This is a genomic window from Gilliamella sp. X-57, from assembly GCF_057063565.1.
Window position 1 is genome coordinate 23,984 of the sequence record NZ_JBXSQI010000021.1, and the last position, 23,982, is coordinate 47,965.

A 23,982-nucleotide genomic window follows, 5' to 3' on the forward strand; every position below is an offset into this window, starting at 1 on the left:
AAAAAAATCGCTGTTTATTAAAAGAGTTGCTTATCGTAAAAAATAAGTAAGGCAAGTTTTCTGGAAACCTTATCCACAATGGAAACGTACGTTGTTTATTTATTGTTGCATTCTAACACTAAATTAATAGTTAGATTAGCTTTTTGGTGCTGTAAAAAATTGAACTGTTTTTCCATAAAAATAGCCAAGTAGAGCATTGATTTAATTTAAATTTTCGATTAATGATTTTTTGATAAAATCAAGTGCTTATAGTGTGTTTTTGGGAGATTTTGTATTTGAGTAAAGCCTATGTGGATATGGTTAAGTTTTGGAGATTTTAACCTTTTAGGAAAATAAACAACGTTAGTATCAAAACCCAAAAACTTACCGACCCAAATACCTTTAAGACTGCCCCTTTTAATACCAACCATGCCTTTGACATCGGCAGTCAGGGAAGTGCTTTTTTTGATTTTCCGTCATTAAAGCGCAAAGCTCGCAGGCTCTGCCAGCCCCCGCCCCCAAAAATGAGGCGGGGGCTGTTCTTTGATAACTTAGCCAACTACAATCATATAAGTATCACTGCGCCTTAATGATTAAGAACTCAATGCTAAAAGCTAAGGTGCGGTGCAAATAACATCGAACACGTCAATGGTGGTATCCTCCATGTAACTTACAGAGTAGTACTCACTTGAGACAAAAACCTTGCTACCATAGTCAGAATCTACACAAAAGCCGTTAGTCTGGAAAACTTTATCAGGGTAATAACTTAAGTAGCCCCACTCGGTTAAAAAGCCTGCACCTATTTGACGCTGGAAATAATTACCACTTGATGACGGCGTGGCATCCTCTATGCCTTCTAAGCATGGAAACCACTTATCCTTACCACATTTCGCATTGGTTAACTCTCTGACTCGTGGCAAACGATACCCCAAACTACTACACCACGATGCTTGTTCAGAATAACTCCTCTCTTTACGACCTCGATTGATAAACCACTTCTGCAATACAAAACCGTACTTAATCACCACATTACCACTTCTATCCCTACCCTCTAACTCAAATGTCTGTGGCAAAGATGGTACTGTAAGTCGACTAGGATTATCTGACTGTATTTGCGCATCACTCACTCTAGGACCATTTAATGTTACCCGCGTTACATACTGAGATTTATCATCAATCCATGAATCGTATTCTGTTATGCCCCATGCGCTTGTAAATGAGTCCGAACGTGGCTGTATCCAACTCACAGTAGCCGTTATTCCACCATGAGTAACAGGCGACCAGGTCAATTGACTTGCATCCACCCCACCTATATCTAAATCAAAATATAATCCATCAGCACCCGTAGTAGGAAAATTTCGGTCGTAGAATGTTGAATTTGTTGACTGAGTTAAAAAACCCTTATCAGAATTCCATATGCTAGCAGGTCCTGCCGCTTCATCTTCACCATAGTAAAGATTCGGCCTTGCGTAACAAACTTTAGGCTGTGAATTTGGATTGATATAATACGCCACCGTACTACCCCCAAAAGTCCTGCTATTCGGTATACCATACTGAGTAGTTAAATTACCATCTGTACTACTTAATGTTACCTTATAAGGTGCACTACATATATCTAATGTATCACTACGACTTACTGCATTACCATTTTTATCAGTGAAACTCACCGATAAATTCCCCGTTGCAGTCACCCCATTAGTACCCTGACCATCTCCATCATCATCTCCCCAATAGTTATACGGCGCTCGAATAAGTGCATCTAATCCTATTGAGTTGGTTGACGGCGGCACCAACATCCCTATATTACTAAGATTACTTTCATTTATTAGCCTTATTGGATTTGTCGCACTTGATGTATTGGTTGATGGCGTAACCGTTGTACCATCCGGCAAGGTAATAAACAACAACGCATCAGTGGTAGTCACTTTAGTTTGACCTCCATCAAACGTTAAATACGGCGCACTACCTTGAATCACTTGGCTAGTATGAGCTGTTAATGCCTGTGAGCTGAGCGAATACGGCAATAACAACACTGGCGTTAATGCCAACGGGATTTTTGCAAAAAATTCGGTAGATAATTTTGATGATATAAACGAGGAAAGAATAAAAAACTGTCTAATGCGATTATTGGATAAATTTAAGACATCGGTTTGCCATGTCAGTTGTCCATAATTATACTTCATAGCATCCTGTCCGTTAATTAAAATATTTTTTACTTGTCTTTTTTATGTTCGTTAACTTATAAAATAAGATAACCTAATTTTCACCGTTAAAATTATAAGGCTTAAAAAAAACTTAGCTAGTTTTTTTGGGGATTTTTTGTAAGGGAATGTAAAGGAAAGAATGGGTTAAGCTTTGGGAAAAGCTTTAAAGGATTGAAAATCTTAGCTTTTGTTAAAAAACAACAAAAAATATAATAAAATAAATACTCTATCTAATTTTTTTATAATTTTCGGGTTTGGATTTCGGACGTGTTGAGCTGTTGGTGAAATAAATAGCAGCAGTGACAACGGTCGAGTTAGGGTATTTCTAAATTTCTTAACGACTCACACTTTGACTACAGAATATGACCAACTTATATTTAATTGCATCATCCTAATATTCGTCTCTTCGAGGCTATCTTCGTTTTGCTCAGATGCTTTAATTTGTTCCAGACAAATTTGTGTTCTCAACTAACATACCCATGCTAAACATCTCTGTTTGATATGGGTTGGGATTTAGTAGAAAATGATATAAATTAAACTTTATCACCATTGTTGTTTGTTCAGAATTGAATAGCTCCTTATCATTCGTTATAAATAATAAGGAGCAATTATCTATGTTGGTTACCCGCTTATTTATTATCCAAAATCCTACTGACTTTTATTAGATAATTACGTGATTCTTGAGAAGCATGAGAAGTGACAAGTTTTCGATAAACTTGTTGTGGTGTCATCGAGTTTATCATGTTGATTGCTTCATTACGATCATTTGAGAATGTACGAAGCACACTACCTGCCCCACCGTTATAAGATGTGATCATGGCATAACGTAATGAAATTGGATTATTAATTCCAGCCAAATATTTTGTTTTTAGCAATGATAAGTAAGCGGTTCCCATATCAACATTATTACGCGGATCGAGCAAAAATTTTCGGCTTGGTTCTCCTGATTTACCCCGTAATTTAAAAATATCACGACCTGCTGTATGTTGTTGCACTTGCATAAGACCAAGGGCATCTGTTCGACTAACAGCATAAGGGTTAAACGCTGATTCCACTTCTATAATAGCTAAAATGAGTCGCTCATCAACAAAATAACGATTTGATGCCTCGGTAACAATTGGTAAGAATTTTCTAGCTCGCTGATTAATATGATTTGGCACAAGTTTGATTTCAACATAAGTAATTTTGTGGGTGCCTGATGTTCGTTGTTTCAAATTATTGGCTAGCACATAATCAGCAAAACTATTTGCTCTACCATGCCAACGAATAGGTTGATGTTCTTGATCCAATACCTGATTATATAAAAATGGTTCACCAGACAAATCTTGACTGATTTTATCATGGCGAATAATATCCACTGGTTCAGGCATAAGTAAGGTCGAAACTATCGCCTCTTTTAAATTTTCTATTGGTGATTCAGACATGGTTTCAATCGTGATCATACCCGAAACAAAGTTAATATGGACGCGCGTTTGTAAATTATCTTCATATTGAACATAGTCTTTAGGGCCAGCTATCAAAATTTCTTTAGGCCCCCAAATTTGTTCAATATTATTAGCATATTGACTAATCAAAATATTAAAGGCATTGGTATCTTTAACATAATAATCATCATTACGATTTTTCGAATTTTTGCTAGGGCAACCCGTTAAAAGGCTCACAGTGATGAGTAATGTGAGAATTTTTTTATTATTTGTCATTTGATATCTCAATTTTGGGGTTTATAACCATCAATAACAATTTCTTCGCCTTCAAATAGAAATTTGATCATTTCCGCTTCAATCTTTTTACGATGCTCAGGATTCATCATATTGAGCTTATTTTCGTTAATTAGCATCGTTTGCTTTTTAAGCCATTCTTGCCATGCTTGTTTTGATATTTCATTAAAAATACGTTTGCCAAGCTCACCAGGGTAAAGTTGAAAATCCAAACCATCAGCATCTTTTTTTAGATAATGACAATAAATAACACGACTCATTTTTATCTCTTTAAAGTACAATTAACGAACTAATGGCTGATTATACCTGAAAATAATGGTAGATAAGAAGAAAATTATTGAATCATCATTTAAAATAATATCGTTGCAAAATGAATATAAATTTAAAATAACTGAATAATTATTTACTTTACACGGCGGTTAATTCGCTTAAAATAACATAAGCTATTTAGTAAAAATAAATTAAGGATTAAATAATGCAGTCCAAAATTGCACGAGAACTATTTGATCAAGTTATTTTACCTGTTTATGCACCGGCTCAGTTTATTCCTGTTAAAGGCCAAGGTAGCCGAGTTTGGGATCAAGATGGTGAAGAATATATTGATTTTGCTGGTGGCATAGCAGTTAATGCGCTGGGTCATTGTCATCCAAGACTAGTTAAAGCTCTGCATGAGCAAAGTGAAAAGTTATGGCATGTCAGCAATGTTTTTACTAATGAACCGTCACTAAATCTTGCGCAGAAGCTTATTGATAACACTTTTGCTGAGCGTGTGTTTTTTGCCAATTCAGGGGCGGAAGCTAATGAGGCCGCGTTTAAGCTAGCGCGATATTATGCAGCACAAAGATATAGCCCTTATAAGAGCAAAATCATTGCTTTTTATCAATCTTTTCATGGTCGTACGTTTTTTACTGTATCTGTTGGTGGTCAAGCAAAATATTCTGATGGTTTTGGACCAAAACCTGCTGATATCATTCATGTTCCTTTTAATGATCTTAATGCCGTTAAAGCGGTAATGGATGACCATACTTGTGCGGTTGTATTAGAGCCAGTACAAGGCGAAGGCGGATTAACGTCAGCAACACCAGAATTTTTACAAGGTGTGCGTGAGTTATGTGATGAACATAAAGCACTACTTGTATTTGATGAAGTACAATGCGGGATGGGGCGAACAGGCAGTTTATATACTTATCAACAATATAATGTAAAACCCGATATTTTAACCTCCGCTAAGGCATTAGGGGGTGGATTTCCAATTAGTGCTATGTTAACAACCAATGAAATTGCGTCAGTCATGCATCCTGGCGTGCATGGTACCACTTACGGTGGTAATCCTCTTGCTTGTGCAGTGGGCTGTGAAGCTTTTGATATTATTAACTCCCCTGAAGTACTTGATGGCGTACAAAAACGGCGTGTGCTGTTCATTGAAAAACTCGAAGAAATTAATAATCAATTTAAACTATTTCGTGAATACCGAGGTAAAGGATTGTTGTTGGGTGCAGAGTTACAACCCAAATTTCACAATAAAGCGCGCGATTTTTTAAACGTTGCCACTGAGTTTAGGGTGATGATCTTAAATGCTGGTCCAAATGTGCTGCGTTTTACACCATCACTCATTATTTCAGATGATGAGATAAAAGAAGGTATGTTGCGATTTGCAAAAGCCGTGGAAAAGGTTGTCAATGCTTAAGTTTTTCTATACAGTAACGGCATTTTAATCAATTAAGTGCCGTTGCATTTAAAGGATACTTATTTATGACCGATTTTCACCGATTAAATTATGCCAAAACTCATTTTATTTTAAGTGCGCCCGATATTTCTCATCTACCTATTGACAGTGGTGTAGAAATTGCTTTTGCGGGTCGCTCTAATGCAGGTAAATCAAGTGCACTAAATACCTTAACCAATCAAAAAGGTCTCGCTAGAACGAGTAAAACTCCAGGGCGAACGCAACTCATCAACCTTTTTGAAGTTGAAGAAAATTGTCGTTTAGTTGATTTACCGGGTTATGGTTATGCTCAAGTGCCGGAAGCCATAAAGCGAAAATGGCAAAAATCACTGGGCGAATACCTACAAAAACGCGAAAGCCTAAAAGGACTAGTTGTATTAATGGATATCAGACACCCTTTAAAAGATTTAGATCAACAGATGATCGAATGGGCTGTTTCCGTTGATATTCCTGTTATGTTATTACTGACTAAAGCGGATAAACTGGCTTCTGGTGCGCAAAAAAAACAGGTTAACATGGTCAAAGAAGCTATCTTACCTTTTCAGGGGGATATTACTGTTGCGCCTTTTTCATCGCCTAAACGCATTGGACTTGAAGCGCTAAAACAAAAACTGGATGAATGGTTTAGTCAGCAATAAAGGAAATCCTTTAATGGATAGTTCAACATTTTCGTTTCAATCTTTATCGCCAGATCTTATTCTTGATAGCTTATCTTCAATAGGCGTACATGTAGATTCTGGTTTAACCGTATTAAATAGTTATGAAAATCGGGTTTATCAATTTCAAGATGAGGATCGCAAACGTTATGTTGCGAAATTTTATCGCCCTCTCCGCTGGAATAAAAATCAGATTTTGGAAGAGCATCAATTTACACAGCAATTAGCTGATGCTGAAATACCCGTTATTGCGCCATTAACATTTAATCATACCACGCTACACGAGTATCAAGGTTATCTGTTTGCCCTGTTCCCAAGTGTGGGGGGCGACAATACGAAATGGATAATATAGAACAAATGGAATCGGTGGCTATGTTTCTTGCCCGTATTCATCAAATTGGTGCAAAGCAGCCTTTTTTGCATCGCCCAACTATTGGGTTAGAAGAATATCTCTATCATCCTCAAGAAATTTTATTATCTTGTCGCTTTATTCCTAAGAAAGTGCAATCTGATCTTAAAATAACCTTAGCGCAATTAATTAAAACCGTTGAGCAATACTGGCATAACGATTGGCAACCTATTCGCCTACATGCCGATTGTCACGCAGGCAATATTTTATGGCGTGATAATGCAATGTTTGTTGATTTTGATGATGCGCGTAATGGTCCTGCTATTCAAGATCTGTGGATGTTGCTTTCTGGCAATCAGCAAGAGCGACGCATACAGTTAGATATGCTAATTGAAATGTATCAAGAGTTTTATGACTTTGATAACCATCAATTACAACTTATTGAACCTTTAAGAGCAATGAGAATGGTTCACCATTTAGCATGGATTTTAGAACGCTGGCAAGATCCTGCTTTTCCCATCGCCTTTCCATGGATGACTGATGATGATTTTTGGCGTCAACAATTAGTTGAATTTGCACAGCAAATTACCACCATAAAATCGCCACCACCACAATTGATGGCAATGTTACAAAATTAAGAAATCAAGCAACAACTGTTCTAAATTAGGTTGTTGCAAAACCAATCGTTCTTTTTTTTGCTTAGATAGCTGCTTTATTCGATACTCAATTTTAAGCGCAGTTGACCTATCACCCACATTAACTTGATAAACAATACTGAGATCTTTATGACCTTTTAAATGTTTAGCACCTTTACCATTTTTATGTTGTTGCAAACGCCTAGCAACATCGGTGGTGATACCTGTGTACAATGATTGCTTTGCTGTTCTAATAATATATAAAAACCATACTGATACGTTGTTTTTCATAAATAATCAAGAATAACCAATTTATCTATTTGTTAATAATAGTATTTTCATCTTATTATCAGTATAACACCGATTTTAGTCACTTTTGTGTAAAGTGGATCGAGTAATGCAAAAGTTATAGCTTCGTTTACTTTAATGGGGATAATGTTTAAGATAGGCATAATTTTTTATGTATTTTAAGGCAATAAATTTGAATAACTTTGCAAAAATTATTGAAATCCAACGTGGCGATATGAAATTCGCTTATGTACAAAATGATGAAATCAATTACCTAGACCTTTTTGACCAATTTTTGGCGGAAGAAGGGCATCATGAATTACTCGATCCTAGCGATAAATTAGAGCGATATACTTATTTAATCAATCATAATAAAAGCCAATTTATTTTTAAAATTGATGGTGGCGTTGAACACCGTTTAGAGCGTCGCTTGATCGCCAAAATTACAGGTGATTTTTATTTCAATTTAATTCGTAAACTCGCCAAAATATCGCTTGATAAATGTGATATTGCTTATGAACTTTATTTGGTTGCTTTCGACCAAAAAACAAAGCGTCATTATATGATTTTCAATTTTATTGAAGGACGATCTTTAAAATGGCAAGAAATGAAAGAGTATGGCGAGCAAATAAAAAACTGCATAGAAAAACTGCACAGTTATAATCTAGTCTCTAATGATGTCCATGGTGGCAATTTTATCCTAACACCTGATGGAAAAATCAAAGCTATTGATTTAACTAACTCAGGTTTTATTTGGTTAACTAAAGCCAATGACGCAATTGAATTAAAAGAACGTTTTAATATCAAAATTAAGGTTCCTTTTTTTGCCATGGCAATTAAAAAATTTACTCATGGATTTAAACGGTTATCTCGTAAAATCCGTGGTAAAGAAGATTAATCATCTATAATCATTGTGAGGAATTGGTTACTCACAATGATAATTAATGCGGATATCAAACGTTAGCTATTAATACATAACCTTTCGATTAATCTATAGGATTCATTGTAGGAAAACGCCCAATTATTATACTTCATGACTCCAATAATCTGCTAAAAACGTATAAAGCATTTTTACCCGCAATCGCTTTATGCGATTTAACTGTAAAAGAAAATAAATCATTTTCTATCTTTTGAATCGCTAACTATTTGTTGGTGGGTAGATTTTATGGATTTTTGATTGATAAGATGGTTATCAAATGTTTTAATCAATAGATATTACCAATTCTCAAATAACCACGAAACGGTATAGAATCCTGAATATTTTTTACAAAAATATAATCTAAAAAAGAAATATCACATCTTCATTAAAGTGCCTATCGTTTTCGACTTTCTCATTCCTTTGTTGTTGGGTAGATTTTGTGAATTTTTGATTAGCACGATAGTTATCACATGTTTTAACCAATAGATACCACCAATTCTCAAATAACCACGAAACGGTATAGAATCCTGAATATTTTTTACAAAAATATAATCTAAAAAAGAAATATCACATCTTCATTAAAGTGCCTATCGTTTTCGACTTTCTCATTCCTTTGTTGTTGGGTAGATTTTGTGAATTTTTGATTAGCACGATAGTTATCACATGTTTTAACCAATAGATACCACCAATTCTCAAATAACCACGAAACGGTATAGAATCCTGAATATTTTTTACAAAAATATAACCCAAAACGTGAACATCTAGCTTGCCATCTTCATTTATCTTCAATGGATTTTTCAACTTCAGACGGTTATTTTATCTTTATGATATGCACCCTATTTCTTATCTGGAATAAAGCGTTAGTATTGTTTTATGTTTATTCATTGCTGTAGTTTTTAAAATTACTGTAGACAAGGCAAATAGTGTCTGCATATTAATTAAATTTGTATTCACTATTTTCCAACACTAGCAAATCGATCAATAAACAGCTAGAATTAATTAGCTTATTCTAAAAGGATGGGGTATGAAAAAGTTAATTGGTTATGTTGCCGTTTTAGCTATGCTAACTAGTTGCGCATCTCAAAAAATGATGTCCATTTATCAGACTAATGGCGTTGAAATAGCTCAAAATTCGTCAGGTGTGGATATTTTAAATAAATATAACACGTCACGGCCTATTACAGTCTTTCACTCATCATTATCATTATGCATCGCTCAAGAACTGGATAACAGCCCCGTTGTATTAACCAGTGAAAATTATTTTGGTTCGCCTTGGTGGTCTTATTATAATATACCTAATCAACAATCAATCACGGTTAGTGGTGGCGACACAATCAAGTTAGTTGAAGGTAATCATGTTGTCGCCGAAGCTGTAACTGACTATCTACATCGCACTAAATATTTTGTCAGCTATACCTTAACAACTACTCGCCATCAAAATAACATCCATTATCTGTTCAGCAACATTAAGCAAGCGCAACAATATACCGGTTCAGTAGTAAATGATGGATTTGAGAATGTTAAAACGCTTGAAAGCGCTCATCCTAACCTCGTGATTGAAGCACTCAATAAAGAGGTTGATAAAATTCAAGAATGCTTATTACGTCAATAACGAGCTAGTTTCAATATATTTTTTAATTCTATTATTTATTTTGATATGGAACAACTACTCGTGTTGTTTCACAATAATTTGAGAAACTACTGTAATTGTAATTGCTACCTTAATTTACTTTTATTATGTCATTCAATATTTTCATTGTTCAATAAGGTATATTTGTTTCATTAATTGGAACAAAATCACTTAATCCTATTTTCCATCGTTGCTCAACATATTCTAATAACTCATCGAAATTAGAAAAAACATATTGTTCAAATGAAGTTATTGATTGAATGCACTATCATTATCCGTTAATGCGGGATCTGCATAATATGTACGGAGCTCGTATAAAAAAAATACTTCTTCTTCATCTATTATTGGTCTTATAAGTTGATCTATATAAAGTGAATACAAGGAAAATTCCCATTCTTCATCTTCTTCCTCAGGTTTCTTATATTCAATAGAATAAATCTCAATAAAACGAGTTTTATTTTCTTCGAATCTTTCAAAGAATTGCCCTCTCATTTCGTAGGGAAATGGATGGTAAGGATTATTGTATTTGCTCTTATTCATAATTAATAAAAGTTTTCCTGTCTAAATATTGTCCCTGATATCTGAAGTTTTACTCTATTGATTCGTGTTCAATTTCCTAAATACGCTTACCTCAAACCTGATAGTTTCATTCCCAGAGTATTTCCTCCCGAATAGCCGTTCAGGTCGGTGTGGTAATAGTAATGTGAATGGCAAAATTAAGAGGTAACCCAATAATATTTCATTTTTTATTTTATAACTTTTCAACTAATAATTGTATTCTTGGTTTCCAGCTATTAATCCATTTACTTTCAATTTCAAAGGAATAATTTTTTATAGTGTAATAATCATCTTTATCATGATGAGAAATAAAACATTGATCGACACATTGACAAATCCAAATTAAAAGGTTTTTTATATCAATGTCATTTTTAATTAGAGATAGATATTCTTCTACATTTTTTATTATAATCTCAATTAGATTGGCATGAAAAAAACCTTCTTCAAATAATGAATAGCAAAAAGTATCTTTTATTAAATCATCTCTATTCTGCAACATTTTATTTTTTAATTCATTTTTTATGTGTAAGTTCATTTCAACAACCCAGTCTCTCTTTTTGTTAACACAGATTTCTTTTCATTAAATGTACCATTTGAATTAATACGCTTTTAGATTTATTTCAAGATGAAAATGTCTTATAACGATCTTTGTGAAGATTGTGTAGATATAAATAATCGATATCCCTGAAAGGAACTCTATTAATTTTTGTTTTACTTGTAAATTTGAATATTTCTGTGCTTTGGAATTTTTTGCCTGTTGTTGTAATTGCATGTTTAACTGTATCGACAAAACTGCCGCAGTCGGATCGATCCAAGCCAACCCATTAGGCGCATACGGATACAGGGTCACCCCACCCAGTTCAGCTGGCTAAAGCATCATAATATCCGGAAAGATTGTAAAATAAGCCAGTTTCTCTGTCTAAATATTGTTATTGATACCTGAGGTTTTGCTCTATTTGAATGCCTAAATTGAAAATTCTCTGAAGATAAATTAAGACGGCAAGCTAAATGGTATAACAAAACCAGTCTAGGCCAAATGCTGCATGTCGACACCAAGCAATCATATCTAAAATATAGGGAAACACCAAGACATTTAAAATTCATGATATAAAATATGACAAAGACAAAATAGACAACAATTAACTAGATAAATCATTGTTACATAGTTATTTCATCTAATGACAAGCTAAAACTTGGAATAAAAACATCTAAAAAGTAATTCATTTCAGGGCTACTGCGTTCAGATAAAGTCTTTTTTAAACGTTGTTCAGCCAATTTAAATTCATTATTGCCCGCGCTGAGTTCTTCAATCGTTTTAAGATAAGCACATAATGTATCCGCTTGTTTTACGATGCTTTTTTCTGCTTCATCATAAAAATCATCATCGATTAATGTTCTAAAATCATCTTGTAACTCGTTAGGGAGCATATTAATAAGTTTTTGTTGTGCTATTTTTTCAATCTTTTTATATTCAACCGTGATTTGCGGATTATAATACTTTGTAGGTGTTGGTAAATCACCGGTTATGACTTCTGAAACATCATGATACATGGCTAATAATGCGATTCGCTCAGGATTCACATGACCATTAAATTTTTTGTTTTTAATTATTGCTAAAGCATGTGCGACAAAAGCAACTTGTAAGCTATGCTCTGATACGTTTTCGGTTCTTACATTACGCATTAAAGGCCAACGATTAATTAGTTTCAATCGTGACAAATGAGCAAAAAAATGGCTATTATTCATTTAATTATCTCTTTAATATAAAATAAAAACGCTCCCATCAAAAATAGGAGCGTTTATAATATCTAACAATATTACTTATGATTTTACGCTAGAATCAGCTGTTGAGTACCCAATGCAAGTGGCACTGTTTGCTCTTCTGTAAATGTCACATATTCCCATGCATCTTGTTTCGCTAACAATGCTTGCAATAATTGATTATTCAATGCATGACCAGATTTATAACAAACTACTTCACCAATCATATTATGACCGCTCATATATAAATCGCCGATAGTATCGAGCATTTTGTGACGTACAAACTCATCTTCAAAACGTAAACCGTCTTCATTAAGCACTTTGTAATCATCAACCACGATTGCACAATCTAAGCTACCACCTAGGCATAGGCCTTTAGACTGTAACGCTTCGATATCACGCATAAAACCAAAAGTTCTTGCGCGACTGATCTGGCGAATAAACGATTCAGACGAAAAATCTAATTGATAACGTTGCGAACTACTATCAATAGCCGGATGATGGAAATCAATAGTGAAATCTAATCTAAAACCACTGTAAGGCCTTACTTCAGCCCATTTATCTCCATTCTCAACTCGAACTGTTTCTTTTATACGCAAAAACTTTTTGAGTGCATTTTGTTCTGCAATACCCGCATCAAGTAATAAATAAACAAATGGGCTTGCACTACCGTCCATGATTGGTATTTCAGGAGCATTAACTTCAATAATAATATTGTCAATACCAAGCCCTGCTAAAGCAGAATTGATATGCTCAACAGTAGAAATACGAACATTGTCTTCGTTTATTAAACAAGTACAAAGCATGGTATCACGCACAGACTTTGCATCTACCGGAAAATCCACATATGGATTTAAATCAGTACGACGATAAATGATACCTGTATTTTCAGGCGCAGGACGTAATGTCAAAGTAACTTTCTTACCGGTATGTAAACCAACACCAGTTGCTTGAATAGTCTTTTTTAATGTTCTTTGTTTCACTTTGCACCTACTTTGTTATGTGTTCTTATCGACTTTGACAATAAAAAATCAAATAAGTTCATTTTAATTCGCTTGCTTACGGATAAAAGCAGGAATATCTAAAATCTCACGATTATCAAGAGGAGAAGCTGTTGGTTCATTAACAACTTTCGCTAATTTATCTTCTTGTTGACCTAGAGTATTACTTTGACCAAATAAATCATTGCGTGGCACAGGCTTAGGCATTTTAACTTCTGGACGTTTATCCATACCAATACCAGTTGCAACCACTGTTACTCGAATTTCATCAGACATATCAGGATCAAAAGTCGTACCAACAACAACGGTGGCATTGTCAGAAGCAAATGCTCTAACTGTACTACCTACTGTTTCAAACTCTTCTAAACCAAGATCTAGCCCTGCAGTGACATTGACTAACACACCTCGAGCGCCCGATAAATCGATATCTTCAAGCAGTGGACTAGAAATTGCCATTTCGGCAGCTTCTTCTGCACGATTATCGCCGCTAGCTCGACCAGACCCCATCATCGCATAGCCCATTTCAGACATCACCGTTCTTACGTCAGCGAAGTCGACATTGATATGACCAGGTTTAGTAATAAGCTCAGCAATACCTTGCACAGCACCTTTTAAAACACCATTAGCGGCAGCAAAAGCATCCAGTAATTTAACGCCACGACCTAACACTTTTAATAACTTATCATTCGGAATAGTAATCAGTGAATCAACATGTTTTGCTAATTCAGAGATACCTTGCTCTGCAAAAGCCATTCGTTTTTTACCTTCAAAACCAAAAGGCTTAGTAACAACAGCAACCGTTAGAATACCTAATTCTTTTGCTATTTCCGCAACTACCGGCGCAGCACCTGTTCCAGTGCCTCCACCCATTCCAGCTGCTATAAAAACCATATCAGCACCTTCGATGGCACTACGGATGACCTCACGATCTTCTTCAGCAGAATTCCTACCCACTTCTGGATTAGCACCTGCACCAAGTCCTTTAGTAACATTAGTACCGATCTGGATAGTTTGACCTACCTTAATTCTTTTTAATGCCTGTGCATCGGTATTTGCCGCAAAAAACTCAACACCTTCAATATGCTCAGCAATCATATGCTCGACAGCATTACCTCCGCCACCACCGACACCAATAACTTTAATGACTGCTGCTGGTTCATCATCTGCAACCATAGGCTCAAACATAACTTATCTCCAAATTTACGATCTAGGCACATTGTACAGATAATCATCTACAATGTCCACGAAGTTCTTGAAATATATTAGCTAAAACTCTTTTTTAAACCAACCGGTCAATCGTTTAGCTATCCCTTTTAATGATGATTTATTACTATCTTTTGCATCATCATTTAATAAACTTTGTTTTCCATAATGTAATAGCCCTATCGTTGTTGAACAATAAGGTTTTTGTACATAGTCTGTTAATCCAGATATATTCAATGGCTGCCCAATACGAACTTGATTTTGAAAAACTTTTTCAGCACACTCGACCATTCCTTTTATTTGTGCAGCACCACCAGTTAATACAATACCTGCCGCTAATTGGTATTTGATATTTTGTTTTTTAAGTTCTTCTTGCAATGTAAGTAACTCTTTTTGTACCAACGAGAGAAGTTCTGAATAACGTGGTTCAATTACATCAGCTAGAGTTTGTCGTTGTAGTGAGCGAGAAGGTCTACCACCTACACTTGGTACATCAATAACTTCATCTTTACCAATTAGCGAACCAACAGCGCACCCATAACGAATCTTAATATTTTCAGCATCCATTGGCGGTGCACCAAATGCATAGGCAATATCACTCGTCACAACATTACCCGCATAAGGAATGACAACTGAATGACGTAAAGCACCACCAGTATAGACAGTCACATCCATTGTGCCGCCACCTATATCAATTACGCAAACGCCTAGTTCTTTTTCGTCATCCGTTAAAACTGCATAGCTAGAAGCCAATCCAGAAAAAATAAGTTGATCTACATTCAATCCACAACGTTCAACGGCTTTAACAATATTTCTAGCCATATCATTATGACAGGTGACTAAATGAACTTTGGCTTTCATTCTTACCCCTGATAAGCCAATGGGGTTTTTAATGCCTTCTTGTAAATCAATAGAATATTCTTGTGCAATGACATGCAAAATACGGTGCTCATCTAAAATTCTAACTGATTTTGCTGTATGGATAACATTTTCTACATCTTCAGCCGTTACTTCTTCATCCGATATTGGCACCATCCCTATTTCATTTTGGCAACGAATATGTTTACCTGAAAGGCTTAGATATACTGAAGATATTTGGCAATCAGCCATTAATTCTGCTTGATCAACCGCTCGTTGGATTGATTTAACGACAGACTCAAGATCGTTTACACCGCCTTTATCAACCCCTTTTGATGGGCAATGCCCTACGCCAATAATATTAACAATACCATCAGGAAGAACTTCACCAACAAGAGCAAGTACTTTGGATGTACCAACTTCTAGTCCAACAACCAATTTTTTTTCTGTTGCTTTCATACTTCAGCCTTAATTTATTCCTTACTGCACCATTTTTTCTTTTTGCACTGAAATACCATTTTCGTAACGTAAATCAGCTACCGTTATTCTTTCATTTTCTGGCACTCTTGATTGAATTTCCGGAAATAATTTAATAAATTGTTGATATCGCTGTTCAATGTTTTCACTACCTAACAGCAACTTCATTTCCTGATTTTCAAAGCAAGTACCAGATATGCACTGTTCTACCATCAATTGCCATGCATTACGCTCATCAGTTATAGCCGCTTTAATATGTAATGCCAACTGATTATTAGCTAATTTTTTAGAAAGATTCTCTAATTTATAATAAATTTCTAATGCTGGTTTTGCTTTGCCCTCAGGACCGTATAGCCTTGGCAATTGTAATGTGGCAATACGATCAAGTGGCACGCTAAAAACATTGCCATTTTTATCCAGTAAAAATAGGTCATTCCAATAAAGCACGGGTTTATATTCTTCCACATAGACAATTAACCTGTCTGGCCACTGCTTACGTATACTGGTTTGTTTAACCCATGGAAATCGCATCACTTCTTGCTGTATATCATTAACATCTTGTCCAATATAGGTATTAGGTAACCCTAATCCTAGAATGGCTTTCCGAAGATCATCCTCGGTTGTATAGGTATGTTCTCCACTTAACGTTAATTGCGACAATACCATTTGTTCGGGATCATCCATCCAATTTTTAAAGCTTTGAACTACCCAAATACTAATGAAAATAATCATAATAAAGAACAAAAAGCCTATCAATTGTTCTGTATTACGAAAAATAAGCAGCCGCCTTTTATTTTTATCATCTCGTCTATGCGCTGCTTGCCGAACTTGTTTCATAAAATAAGGCCAATTATAGCGTTGCCAAATTTAAGATTCTGGCTACAAGTTCATTAAATGACCAACCATGTTGTTTGGCTGCCATTGGCACTAAGCTATGATCAGTCATACCAGGTGCTGTATTCACTTCAAGCAAGTACGGATTTTGATCCGCATCGAACATAACATCGACCCGTCCCCAGCCTCTGCATCCAACCGCTTTATAAGCATCTAATGCTAATTTGCGAATCTGTTGTTCTTTGTCATCTGGTAATCCACTTGGACAAAAATATTGCGTTGAGTCCGATAGATACTTTGCATCATAATCATAAAATTTGGTAGTGGGTTTAATTCGAATTGCAGGTAAAACTTCTTCACCGACAATTGCCACTGTAAATTCTGGACCAGCTAAAAATGATTCAATCATAGCCGCATCATCATATTGAAACGCCATGTCAATCGCACTTTTCAATTCAGAGGCTTCATTAACCCGAGCCATACCTACACTAGAGCCCTCATGAATTGGTTTTACAAATAACGGTAATCCAAGTTGTTTTACAATAGCATCAATATCAACCATCTGCGATTTATTAACCATAACATAGTCAGCAACAGGTAGGCCAAGCGCTTTCCAAACTAACTTAGTCTTTAACTTATCCATAGTCAGCGCGGATGAAAGAATATCACTACCGGTATAAGGAATATCTTGATAAGTCAATATTGCTTGAATGATACCATCTTCTCCACCACGTCCGTGTAAAATATTAAATACTTTTGTAAATCCATCTTCTTTTAATTGTGTGATAGCGTAATTTTTCGTGTCAATAAGATGGGCATCAATACCATTTGCCAATAATCCTGCATGTACAGCTTTACCTGACTTAAGAGACACTTCTCGCTCAGCAGAGGTACCACCATACAATACAGCAACTTTATCAACCATTTTTATAAAACCTCTTTTGAAAATAATTGAGTTTTGGCTAGTTGACGAGCAATACGACCAACACTACCAGCACCTTGTGTTAATAATAAATCTCCACCTTGTAATATCTCTTTCATAATTTCAGGTAAGATATCTAAATCTGAAACATAAATAGGATCAACTTTACCTCGATTACGAATTGAACGGCATAAAGATCGGCTATCAGCCCCAGCAATAGGCGGTTCACCCGCTGAATAAACATCTAACATCACAAGCGCATCAACTTGAGAAAGTACTTGTGCAAAGTCATCAAATAAATCACGAGTTCGTGTATATCGATGTGGTTGAAATAACATAACTAAGCGACGATCAGGCCAACCATTTCTAGCAGCTTGAATTGTTGCATTAACTTCACTTGGATGATGACCATAATCATCAACCATCATAATATCTCCACCATCAGCATGAGGAAAAACACCTAATAAATCAAAACGTCGACTAGTACCTGCAAATTTAGCTAATGCATTTATAATTGATTCATCATCAATACCATCTTCGGTTGCAGCAATAATTGCCGCTGCTGAGTTCAAAGCATTATGTTTACCAGGTGCGTTTAATTCTATATGTAGATCTTTATGATTTTGACGACAAACAGTGTAATAACTTACACCACGCTCTTGACGGTAATTTTTGATAACAACGTCCGCTTTTTCATTAAATCCATAAGTAATAATTTTACGTCCTACAATAGGTAACAGCTCACGGTTAATCGGATCGTCATAACACATAACAGCTAAACCATAAAAAGGTAGATTATGTAAAAATGAAATAAATGTTTGTTTAAGGTTTTCAACGCTGCCTTGATAAGTATCCATATGATCAGGTTCAACATTGGTTACAATTGACACCATTGGTTGCAAATGAAGAAACGATGCATCACTTTCATCGGCTTCGGCAATAAAATAACGACTGCTACCTAATTGAGCATGAGTTCCTGCCGCTTTTACTAATCCCCCATTAACGAAAGTTGGATCCAGTTTTGCTTCAGCATAAATTGCAGTTACCATCGCGGTTGTTGTGGTTTTACCATGTGTGCCAGCAATAGCGATTCCATAGCGAAAACGCATTAATTCAGCGAGCATTTCAGCTCGTTGAATGACTGGTATACGCGCTTGACGAGCAGCAACCACTTCAATATTATCTTGTGAAATAGCCGAAGATATAACAACAACACTAGAATCAATCACATTTTCAGCAGCGTGACCAATGACAATTTTTGCACCTAACGTTTCTAGATGTTGGGTCACCGCATTTTCAGCAATATCTGAACCGCTAATTTCGTATCCTTCATTAGCTAGAACTTCAGCAATTCCCCCCATACCCGCGCCGCCAATACCCACAAAGTGAATATGTTTGACTCGTTTCATTTCAGGAATAATTGCCCTTAACTCCGCTAATTCCCTTGTATTCACTATCGAACTCCTAATTATTCTTTTGTTGTGCAGTGTATCGCGCCATATCATCATTGAATATTTGTATCGCAATTATTTTTCTTAGTCCAAACAAATCATTGACCCAAACATGCACCTAACCTGAAACTTTTTGGCAAAATTATTACATAAACTTATATCATAAACTAATCATTTTATCACTGACTCAAGGGTTTGTGCCACTTTTTCAGTGGAATTTACAATTGAGAGACTTTTAGCTTTAATTGCCATTTCAAGTAATTTGTCGCGATGTAAATTTAATAATAAATTTGATAACGATTCAACATTAAAATCTGGTTGCTCTATAATATCAGCCGCCCCTATATCAGCTAATGATTTTGCATTCCAAAATTGCTGACGATCTTTATGCATAAACGGAATAAAAATAGCACCAATACCGACAATTTGAATTTCACTAACAGTTAAAGCCCCACTGCGACAAATTACAATATCTGCCCAACTGTATGCACCGGCAACATCAGATATAAATTCAGTCACTTTATTATTTGTCATATCACAATCTTGATAAGATTGCATTACTGAATTTAACATTCCTTTACCCGTTTGATGCCATACCACATATTTATCCGACAACTTTGTTATCACTTGAGGCACAATGTCATTAAGAACTTTAGCACCTTGGCTTCCTCCCATGACTAATACTCTAATTGGTCCATGACGATCTTTGAATCGTTCTTCAGGTTGTGCAACAGTTAAAAGATCATTACGCACAGGATTACCAACTACTTCAGCCTTAGGAAAAGCGGTAGGAAATGCTTGCAAAACTTTAGTGGCAATTTTAGCTAGCCACTTATTAGTTAATCCTGCAATGCCGTTTTGCTCATGTAATACAACTGGTATGCCAAGGGTTTTGGCGGCGATCCCTCCAGGACCAGAAACATATCCTCCCATACCTAAAACAACATCAGGACGATAGGTTTTTAAAATCTTTCGAGCTTGTAAAACTGCTTTTAGAATTTTATAAGGCGCTTTTAATAGTGCCATCATACCTTTGCCTCGTAACCCTGATATTTCGATAAAATCAATATCAATACCATTTTCGGGGACAAGATGTGCTTCCATTCGATCGGCGGTGCCTAACCATCTTACTTGCCAACCTTGCTTCATTAAATAATGCGCAACAGCAATACCCGGAAAAACATGCCCTCCTGTTCCCCCTGCCATAACTAATAATTTTTTCATTACTTTAATAACCTTATTCTTGCTTGCGCTTGTTGTTGTCTAAATTCAAAATCTATTCTGAGTAATATGGCAACCGCAATACTCATCACGATAAGACTTGAACCACCATAACTAATAAATGGTAAGGTTAATCCTTTAGTCGGTAACATACCTGATGTAACACCAACGTTAACAAACGTTTGAAAACCAAACCATATACCAATTTCACAGGCCAAATAACCTGAAAACAATGAACCTTCATTCAAAGCCCGATAACCAATTGCAAGCGCCTTAAATGTTAAAAAGAAAAGTAATGACAATAAAGCAACCACACCTATATATCCATACTCTTCAGAAATAATTGAAAAAATAAAATCAGTATGGCATTCAGGTAAATATCCCAATTTCAAGATAGAATTTCCCATACCTTGACCGGTAATTCCTCCACTACCAATTGCCATTAAAGATGCAACTAATTGATAACCAGAACCTGTTGCATCTTGCCAAGGATCAAGGAAGGTCAATAGCCGAGTTAATCGATAGGCTTCATATAAGATCAAGCAAATCACCGCACCGACCCCTGTTAGCAAAATAGCAATAAATTGCCACAATTGAGCACCAGCAATAAATAAGATACCAATAGTCACCATAAACAAAACAATAACTGTACCCAAATCAGGTTGCTTAAGTAATAAAATTGAAAGTACTGCCATGACAACCATTGGTTTAAAAAATCCCCAAAAACCACTTTGCACTTCTTCGGATTTACGAGATAAGTAACCCGCTAAAAATAAAAAGAGTGCTAATTTTGAAAGCTCTGCTGGTTGAAAATTGAATACACCTAAGGGTATCCAACGAGATGCGCCATTAATTGAAGATCCAATGCCTAGCACAACGATCAACATAATAATAGCAATAATTAGTAACACTGAACCAAACTGCTGCCAACGTTGCATCGGAATATACAACGTAATAAACATTAAAAATAGTGATAGTCCTAACTGAATAAGCTCTCGTTGTGTATAAAAGAAAGGATTACTTTCGCTAAATGACATCGATGCTGATGTGACCATTATCAGGCCAAATATCATTAAACCAAACACAGTCCAAAGTAATGAATTATCAAATGGTATATTTGGATTAACTTGTTTTTTTATCCAAAAAAATGTCATTGTTTACTCCTATGAACATATTCTTTGGCAAGTTTGGCAAATTGGTTTCCTCGATCAATATAATTTTTAAATTGATCGAGACTTGCACAAGCTGGAGAAAGTAAAACCACATCATTTGCTACTACTTTTTGTGCAATAATTTGTATGGCATCCGCCATTGTTTCAGTCATTGTTGTGACAGCTGGTGCTAATTTAGCTAACAAATTACGATCACGACCAAAACAGAAAACTTCAAGATTATTATTCAGTAAATAAGGAATTAAAGGCGAAAAATCCGCTGATTTTCCATCTCCTCCTAATAATAAATATAATTTGCCCTGACAAACAACACTTTTCAAGGCCGCTTCCGTGCTCCCCACATTGGTGGCTTTAGAATCATTAATCCATTTCACACCATTTTGCTCAAAAACTAATTCAAAACGATGCGGCAAACCTTGAAATGAAGCGATTGTTGCTAAACTTGACTCTCGAGCAATATTTAATTTATCTGCTATAGCCAAAGCAGCTAAAGCATTAAGATAATTATGACAACCAACTAGCTTCATCACTTTGGTCGATAAAACAGGACTATTTTGAGCAATTAAATGTTCACATTGACTATCTAAATGGTAATCACCCATTTTTAATCCAAATGAGACACAAGTATGTTGCTTAGATATTGGTGATGTTAATTTATCATCATAGTTAGTGACACAATATTTTGCATTATGATAAATGCGTTGTTTAGCCTCGGTATATTGCATTAAGCCAAGCGGATAGCGATCCATATGATCTTCTGAGATATTTAAAATTGTTGCAACTGTCGCTTGTAAACTGTAAGTTGTTTCTAGTTGAAAGCTTGATAATTCGAGCACATAGATATCGTAATCCTGCTTTAAAAGGGATAGTGCAGGTTCGCCTATATTCCCGCCAACACCGACTTTAATACCCGATGATTTTATGATATCACCAACAAGGGTTGTTACCGTTGTTTTACCATTAGCACCTGTGATAGCGACAATTTGTTTATTGGATTGTGCATTTACTTCACGGCAAAATAGCTCAATATCACCAATAATTTCAACCCCTTTTTTAGCTGCTTGTTGCAGTTCGGGCGTAGATAAAGCAATACCAGGGCTGGCAATGATTAAGTCAGCGTCAAGCAACCAATCAATATTTAATTCACCTAAATGGTAAGCAACACGTTCGTCTAATTGCTCAATCCCTGATGGAGATGAACGCGTATCAATAACTTTAGGTATAACATTTTGAGCAAGAAAATGCTCAACACAAGAAAGCCCTGTGATGCCTAACCCAATAATAACAACATTTTTGCCCTGATAGCTAACCATGATTCCATCCCGATTTATTCTTAATTAACGCAACTTCAAGGTTAATAAACCAATCAATACCAACATTAATGATATAATCCAAAACCGAACAATAACGCGAGGCTCAGGCCAACCTTTTAATTCATAATGATGATGAATCGGCGCCATTTTAAATATCCGTTTACCGCGTAATTTATATGAACCCACTTGTAAAATTACTGATAGTGTTTCAATAACAAATATTCCGCCCATTATCAGTAATAAAAATTCTTGTCTTAATAAGACTGCAATAATACCAAACACACCGCCCAAAGCTAACGACCCAACATCGCCCATAAAAACCATAGCTGGATATGTGTTAAACCATAAAAAGCCAAGTCCCGCACCAATAATTGCGGTGCAGACAATCATCAATTCACCACTAAATTTAATATAAGGAATATGTAAATAAGCAGCAAAATTAACATTACCTGTTGCCCAAGATACGAGAGCAAAACCAGCTGCAACAAAGACAGTTGGCATAATGGCAAGTCCATCAAGTCCATCGGTTAAATTCACAGCATTACCAGCACCAACAATCACAACGTAAGTAAGCAGAATAAAGAATAACCCCAATTGTGGCATAACATCTTTAAAAAAGGGTAAAACGAGTACTGTTACTGCGCTATCTTTCCCATAAACATACAGACCAAAAGCAACAATTAATGCAATAACCGACTGCCAAAAATACTTCCATCTTGCAATAAGACCGGCACTATTTTTACGAATCACTTTTAAATAATCATCGGCAAATCCAATAATGCCATAGCCAATTAAAACAAATAAGGTGACCCAAACATAAGGATTACGAAGATCTGCCCATAAAAATACCGATAAGATAATCGATGCTAAAATAAGCACGCCCCCCATAGTCGGCGTACCTTTTTTACTTAAATGTGATTCGGGTCCATCATGACGAATAACTTGCCCAATTTGCAATTTTTGTAACCCATCAATCACTTTCTGACCAAAAAATAAAGAAATCGCTAAAGAAGTTAATAATCCTAAAATGGCTCTTACTGTTAAATAAGAGATAACATTAAAAAAGGTAAAATGTTTCACTAAATATTCTGATATCCACACCAACAT

At 35.6% G+C, this 23,982-nt stretch carries 21 protein-coding genes and 2 pseudogenes; 5 read left to right on the plus strand and 18 right to left on the minus strand.

Annotation, left to right across the window (positions count from 1 at the left end; translation table 11 throughout):
• Positions 1-593 precede the first annotated feature (593 nt).
• From ACYIAL_RS10140 to ACYIAL_RS10150, 3 genes are all read right to left on the minus strand, one after another.
• Positions 594-2,162 (minus strand): hypothetical protein, encoded by a 1,569-nt coding sequence (locus tag ACYIAL_RS10140; protein WP_483751596.1) that lies wholly within the window; start codon positions 2,160-2,162, stop codon positions 594-596.
• Positions 2,163-2,812: 650 nt separating this feature from the next.
• Positions 2,813-3,883 carry a membrane-bound lytic murein transglycosylase MltC gene (gene mltC, locus ACYIAL_RS10145; protein ID WP_483751597.1) on the minus strand — a complete coding sequence of 357 codons (1,071 nt, stop codon included), beginning with the start codon at positions 3,881-3,883 and terminating at the stop codon, positions 2,813-2,815.
• An 8-nt stretch (positions 3,884-3,891) separates the two neighbouring features.
• On the minus strand, positions 3,892-4,161 hold the full coding sequence (locus ACYIAL_RS10150; protein WP_065638777.1) for an oxidative damage protection protein: 270 nt from the start codon (positions 4,159-4,161) through the stop codon (positions 3,892-3,894).
• A gap of 215 nt (positions 4,162-4,376) precedes the next feature.
• Between ACYIAL_RS10150 and argD the strand changes: the two genes are divergently transcribed.
• From argD to ACYIAL_RS10165, 3 genes and pseudogenes are all read left to right on the plus strand, one after another.
• Entirely contained in the window at positions 4,377-5,588 is a 1,212-nt protein-coding gene (argD, locus tag ACYIAL_RS10155) for a bifunctional acetylornithine/succinyldiaminopimelate transaminase (protein WP_483751598.1), read from the plus strand.
• A 65-nt stretch (positions 5,589-5,653) separates the two neighbouring features.
• Positions 5,654-6,265, plus strand: coding sequence for a ribosome biogenesis GTP-binding protein YihA/YsxC (yihA, locus tag ACYIAL_RS10160; RefSeq protein WP_174797990.1), 612 nt, complete (start codon positions 5,654-5,656; stop codon positions 6,263-6,265).
• A gap of 13 nt (positions 6,266-6,278) precedes the next feature.
• A pseudogene (locus ACYIAL_RS10165) lies at positions 6,279-7,270 on the plus strand (serine/threonine protein kinase).
• On the opposite strand, the gene ACYIAL_RS10170 reads toward ACYIAL_RS10165, so the two are convergent.
• A complete protein-coding gene (locus tag ACYIAL_RS10170; protein WP_065586961.1) occupies positions 7,259-7,558 on the minus strand; it encodes a GIY-YIG nuclease family protein in 300 nt (99 codons plus the stop codon). The pseudogene ACYIAL_RS10165 and the gene ACYIAL_RS10170 overlap by 12 nt on opposite strands.
• A gap of 190 nt (positions 7,559-7,748) precedes the next feature.
• Here ACYIAL_RS10170 and ACYIAL_RS10175 point away from each other — a divergent pair, with 190 nt between their 5' ends.
• Entirely contained in the window at positions 7,749-8,453 is a 705-nt protein-coding gene (locus tag ACYIAL_RS10175; protein ID WP_483751599.1) for a lipopolysaccharide core heptose(II) kinase RfaY, read from the plus strand.
• Positions 8,454-9,498: 1,045 nt separating this feature from the next.
• Positions 9,499-10,086 (plus strand): hypothetical protein, encoded by a 588-nt coding sequence (locus ACYIAL_RS10180; protein ID WP_483751600.1) that lies wholly within the window; start codon positions 9,499-9,501, stop codon positions 10,084-10,086.
• Between the two features lie 267 nt (positions 10,087-10,353).
• On the opposite strand, the gene ACYIAL_RS10185 is transcribed toward ACYIAL_RS10180, so the two are convergent.
• From ACYIAL_RS10185 to mraY, 14 genes and pseudogenes are all read right to left on the minus strand, one after another.
• Positions 10,354-10,644 carry a hypothetical protein gene (locus ACYIAL_RS10185; RefSeq protein WP_483751601.1) on the minus strand — a complete coding sequence of 97 codons (291 nt, stop codon included), beginning with the start codon at positions 10,642-10,644 and terminating at the stop codon, positions 10,354-10,356.
• Positions 10,645-10,855: 211 nt separating this feature from the next.
• Positions 10,856-11,197 carry a hypothetical protein gene (locus ACYIAL_RS10190; protein ID WP_483751602.1) on the minus strand — a complete coding sequence of 114 codons (342 nt, stop codon included), beginning with the start codon at positions 11,195-11,197 and terminating at the stop codon, positions 10,856-10,858.
• A 267-nt stretch (positions 11,198-11,464) separates the two neighbouring features.
• Positions 11,465-11,618, minus strand: a pseudogene (locus ACYIAL_RS10195) (RHS repeat-associated core domain-containing protein); the annotation flags it as partial.
• 202 nt (positions 11,619-11,820) lie between these two features.
• On the minus strand, positions 11,821-12,408 hold the full coding sequence (gene yfbR / locus ACYIAL_RS10200) for a 5'-deoxynucleotidase (protein ID WP_483751603.1): 588 nt from the start codon (positions 12,406-12,408) through the stop codon (positions 11,821-11,823).
• An 83-nt stretch (positions 12,409-12,491) separates the two neighbouring features.
• Positions 12,492-13,406 (minus strand): UDP-3-O-acyl-N-acetylglucosamine deacetylase, encoded by a 915-nt coding sequence (gene lpxC, locus ACYIAL_RS10205; RefSeq protein ID WP_160431561.1) that lies wholly within the window; start codon positions 13,404-13,406, stop codon positions 12,492-12,494.
• A 63-nt stretch (positions 13,407-13,469) separates the two neighbouring features.
• Entirely contained in the window at positions 13,470-14,609 is a 1,140-nt protein-coding gene (ftsZ, locus tag ACYIAL_RS10210) for a cell division protein FtsZ (RefSeq protein WP_174796597.1), read from the minus strand.
• Positions 14,610-14,690: 81 nt separating this feature from the next.
• Positions 14,691-15,944 carry a cell division protein FtsA gene (gene ftsA, locus ACYIAL_RS10215; protein ID WP_174796598.1) on the minus strand — a complete coding sequence of 418 codons (1,254 nt, stop codon included), beginning with the start codon at positions 15,942-15,944 and terminating at the stop codon, positions 14,691-14,693.
• Between the two features lie 21 nt (positions 15,945-15,965).
• Positions 15,966-16,799 (minus strand): cell division protein FtsQ/DivIB, encoded by an 834-nt coding sequence (locus ACYIAL_RS10220; protein WP_174796599.1) that lies wholly within the window; start codon positions 16,797-16,799, stop codon positions 15,966-15,968.
• Between the two features lie 13 nt (positions 16,800-16,812).
• The gene (locus tag ACYIAL_RS10225; protein WP_483751604.1) at positions 16,813-17,721 is read right to left on the minus strand and encodes a D-alanine--D-alanine ligase; all 909 of its coding nucleotides are present in this window, start codon (positions 17,719-17,721) and stop codon (positions 16,813-16,815) included.
• A gap of 2 nt (positions 17,722-17,723) precedes the next feature.
• Positions 17,724-19,172: a UDP-N-acetylmuramate--L-alanine ligase gene (murC, locus tag ACYIAL_RS10230; protein WP_483751605.1), complete on the minus strand. Its 1,449-nt coding sequence runs from the start codon at positions 19,170-19,172 to the stop codon at positions 17,724-17,726.
• A 168-nt stretch (positions 19,173-19,340) separates the two neighbouring features.
• Positions 19,341-20,393: an undecaprenyldiphospho-muramoylpentapeptide beta-N-acetylglucosaminyltransferase gene (murG, locus tag ACYIAL_RS10235; protein ID WP_483751606.1), complete on the minus strand. Its 1,053-nt coding sequence runs from the start codon at positions 20,391-20,393 to the stop codon at positions 19,341-19,343.
• A complete protein-coding gene (ftsW, locus tag ACYIAL_RS10240) occupies positions 20,393-21,544 on the minus strand; it encodes a cell division protein FtsW (RefSeq protein ID WP_081303128.1) in 1,152 nt (383 codons plus the stop codon). Before ftsW ends, murG begins: the two co-directional genes overlap by 1 nt.
• Entirely contained in the window at positions 21,541-22,875 is a 1,335-nt protein-coding gene (murD, locus tag ACYIAL_RS10245; RefSeq protein ID WP_483751607.1) for a UDP-N-acetylmuramoyl-L-alanine--D-glutamate ligase, read from the minus strand. The genes ftsW and murD overlap by 4 nt, the downstream gene beginning before the upstream one ends.
• Before the next feature lie 24 nt (positions 22,876-22,899).
• Complete coding sequence (gene mraY / locus ACYIAL_RS10250; protein WP_174796604.1) at positions 22,900-23,982, minus strand: phospho-N-acetylmuramoyl-pentapeptide-transferase; 1,083 nt, start codon at positions 23,980-23,982, stop codon at positions 22,900-22,902.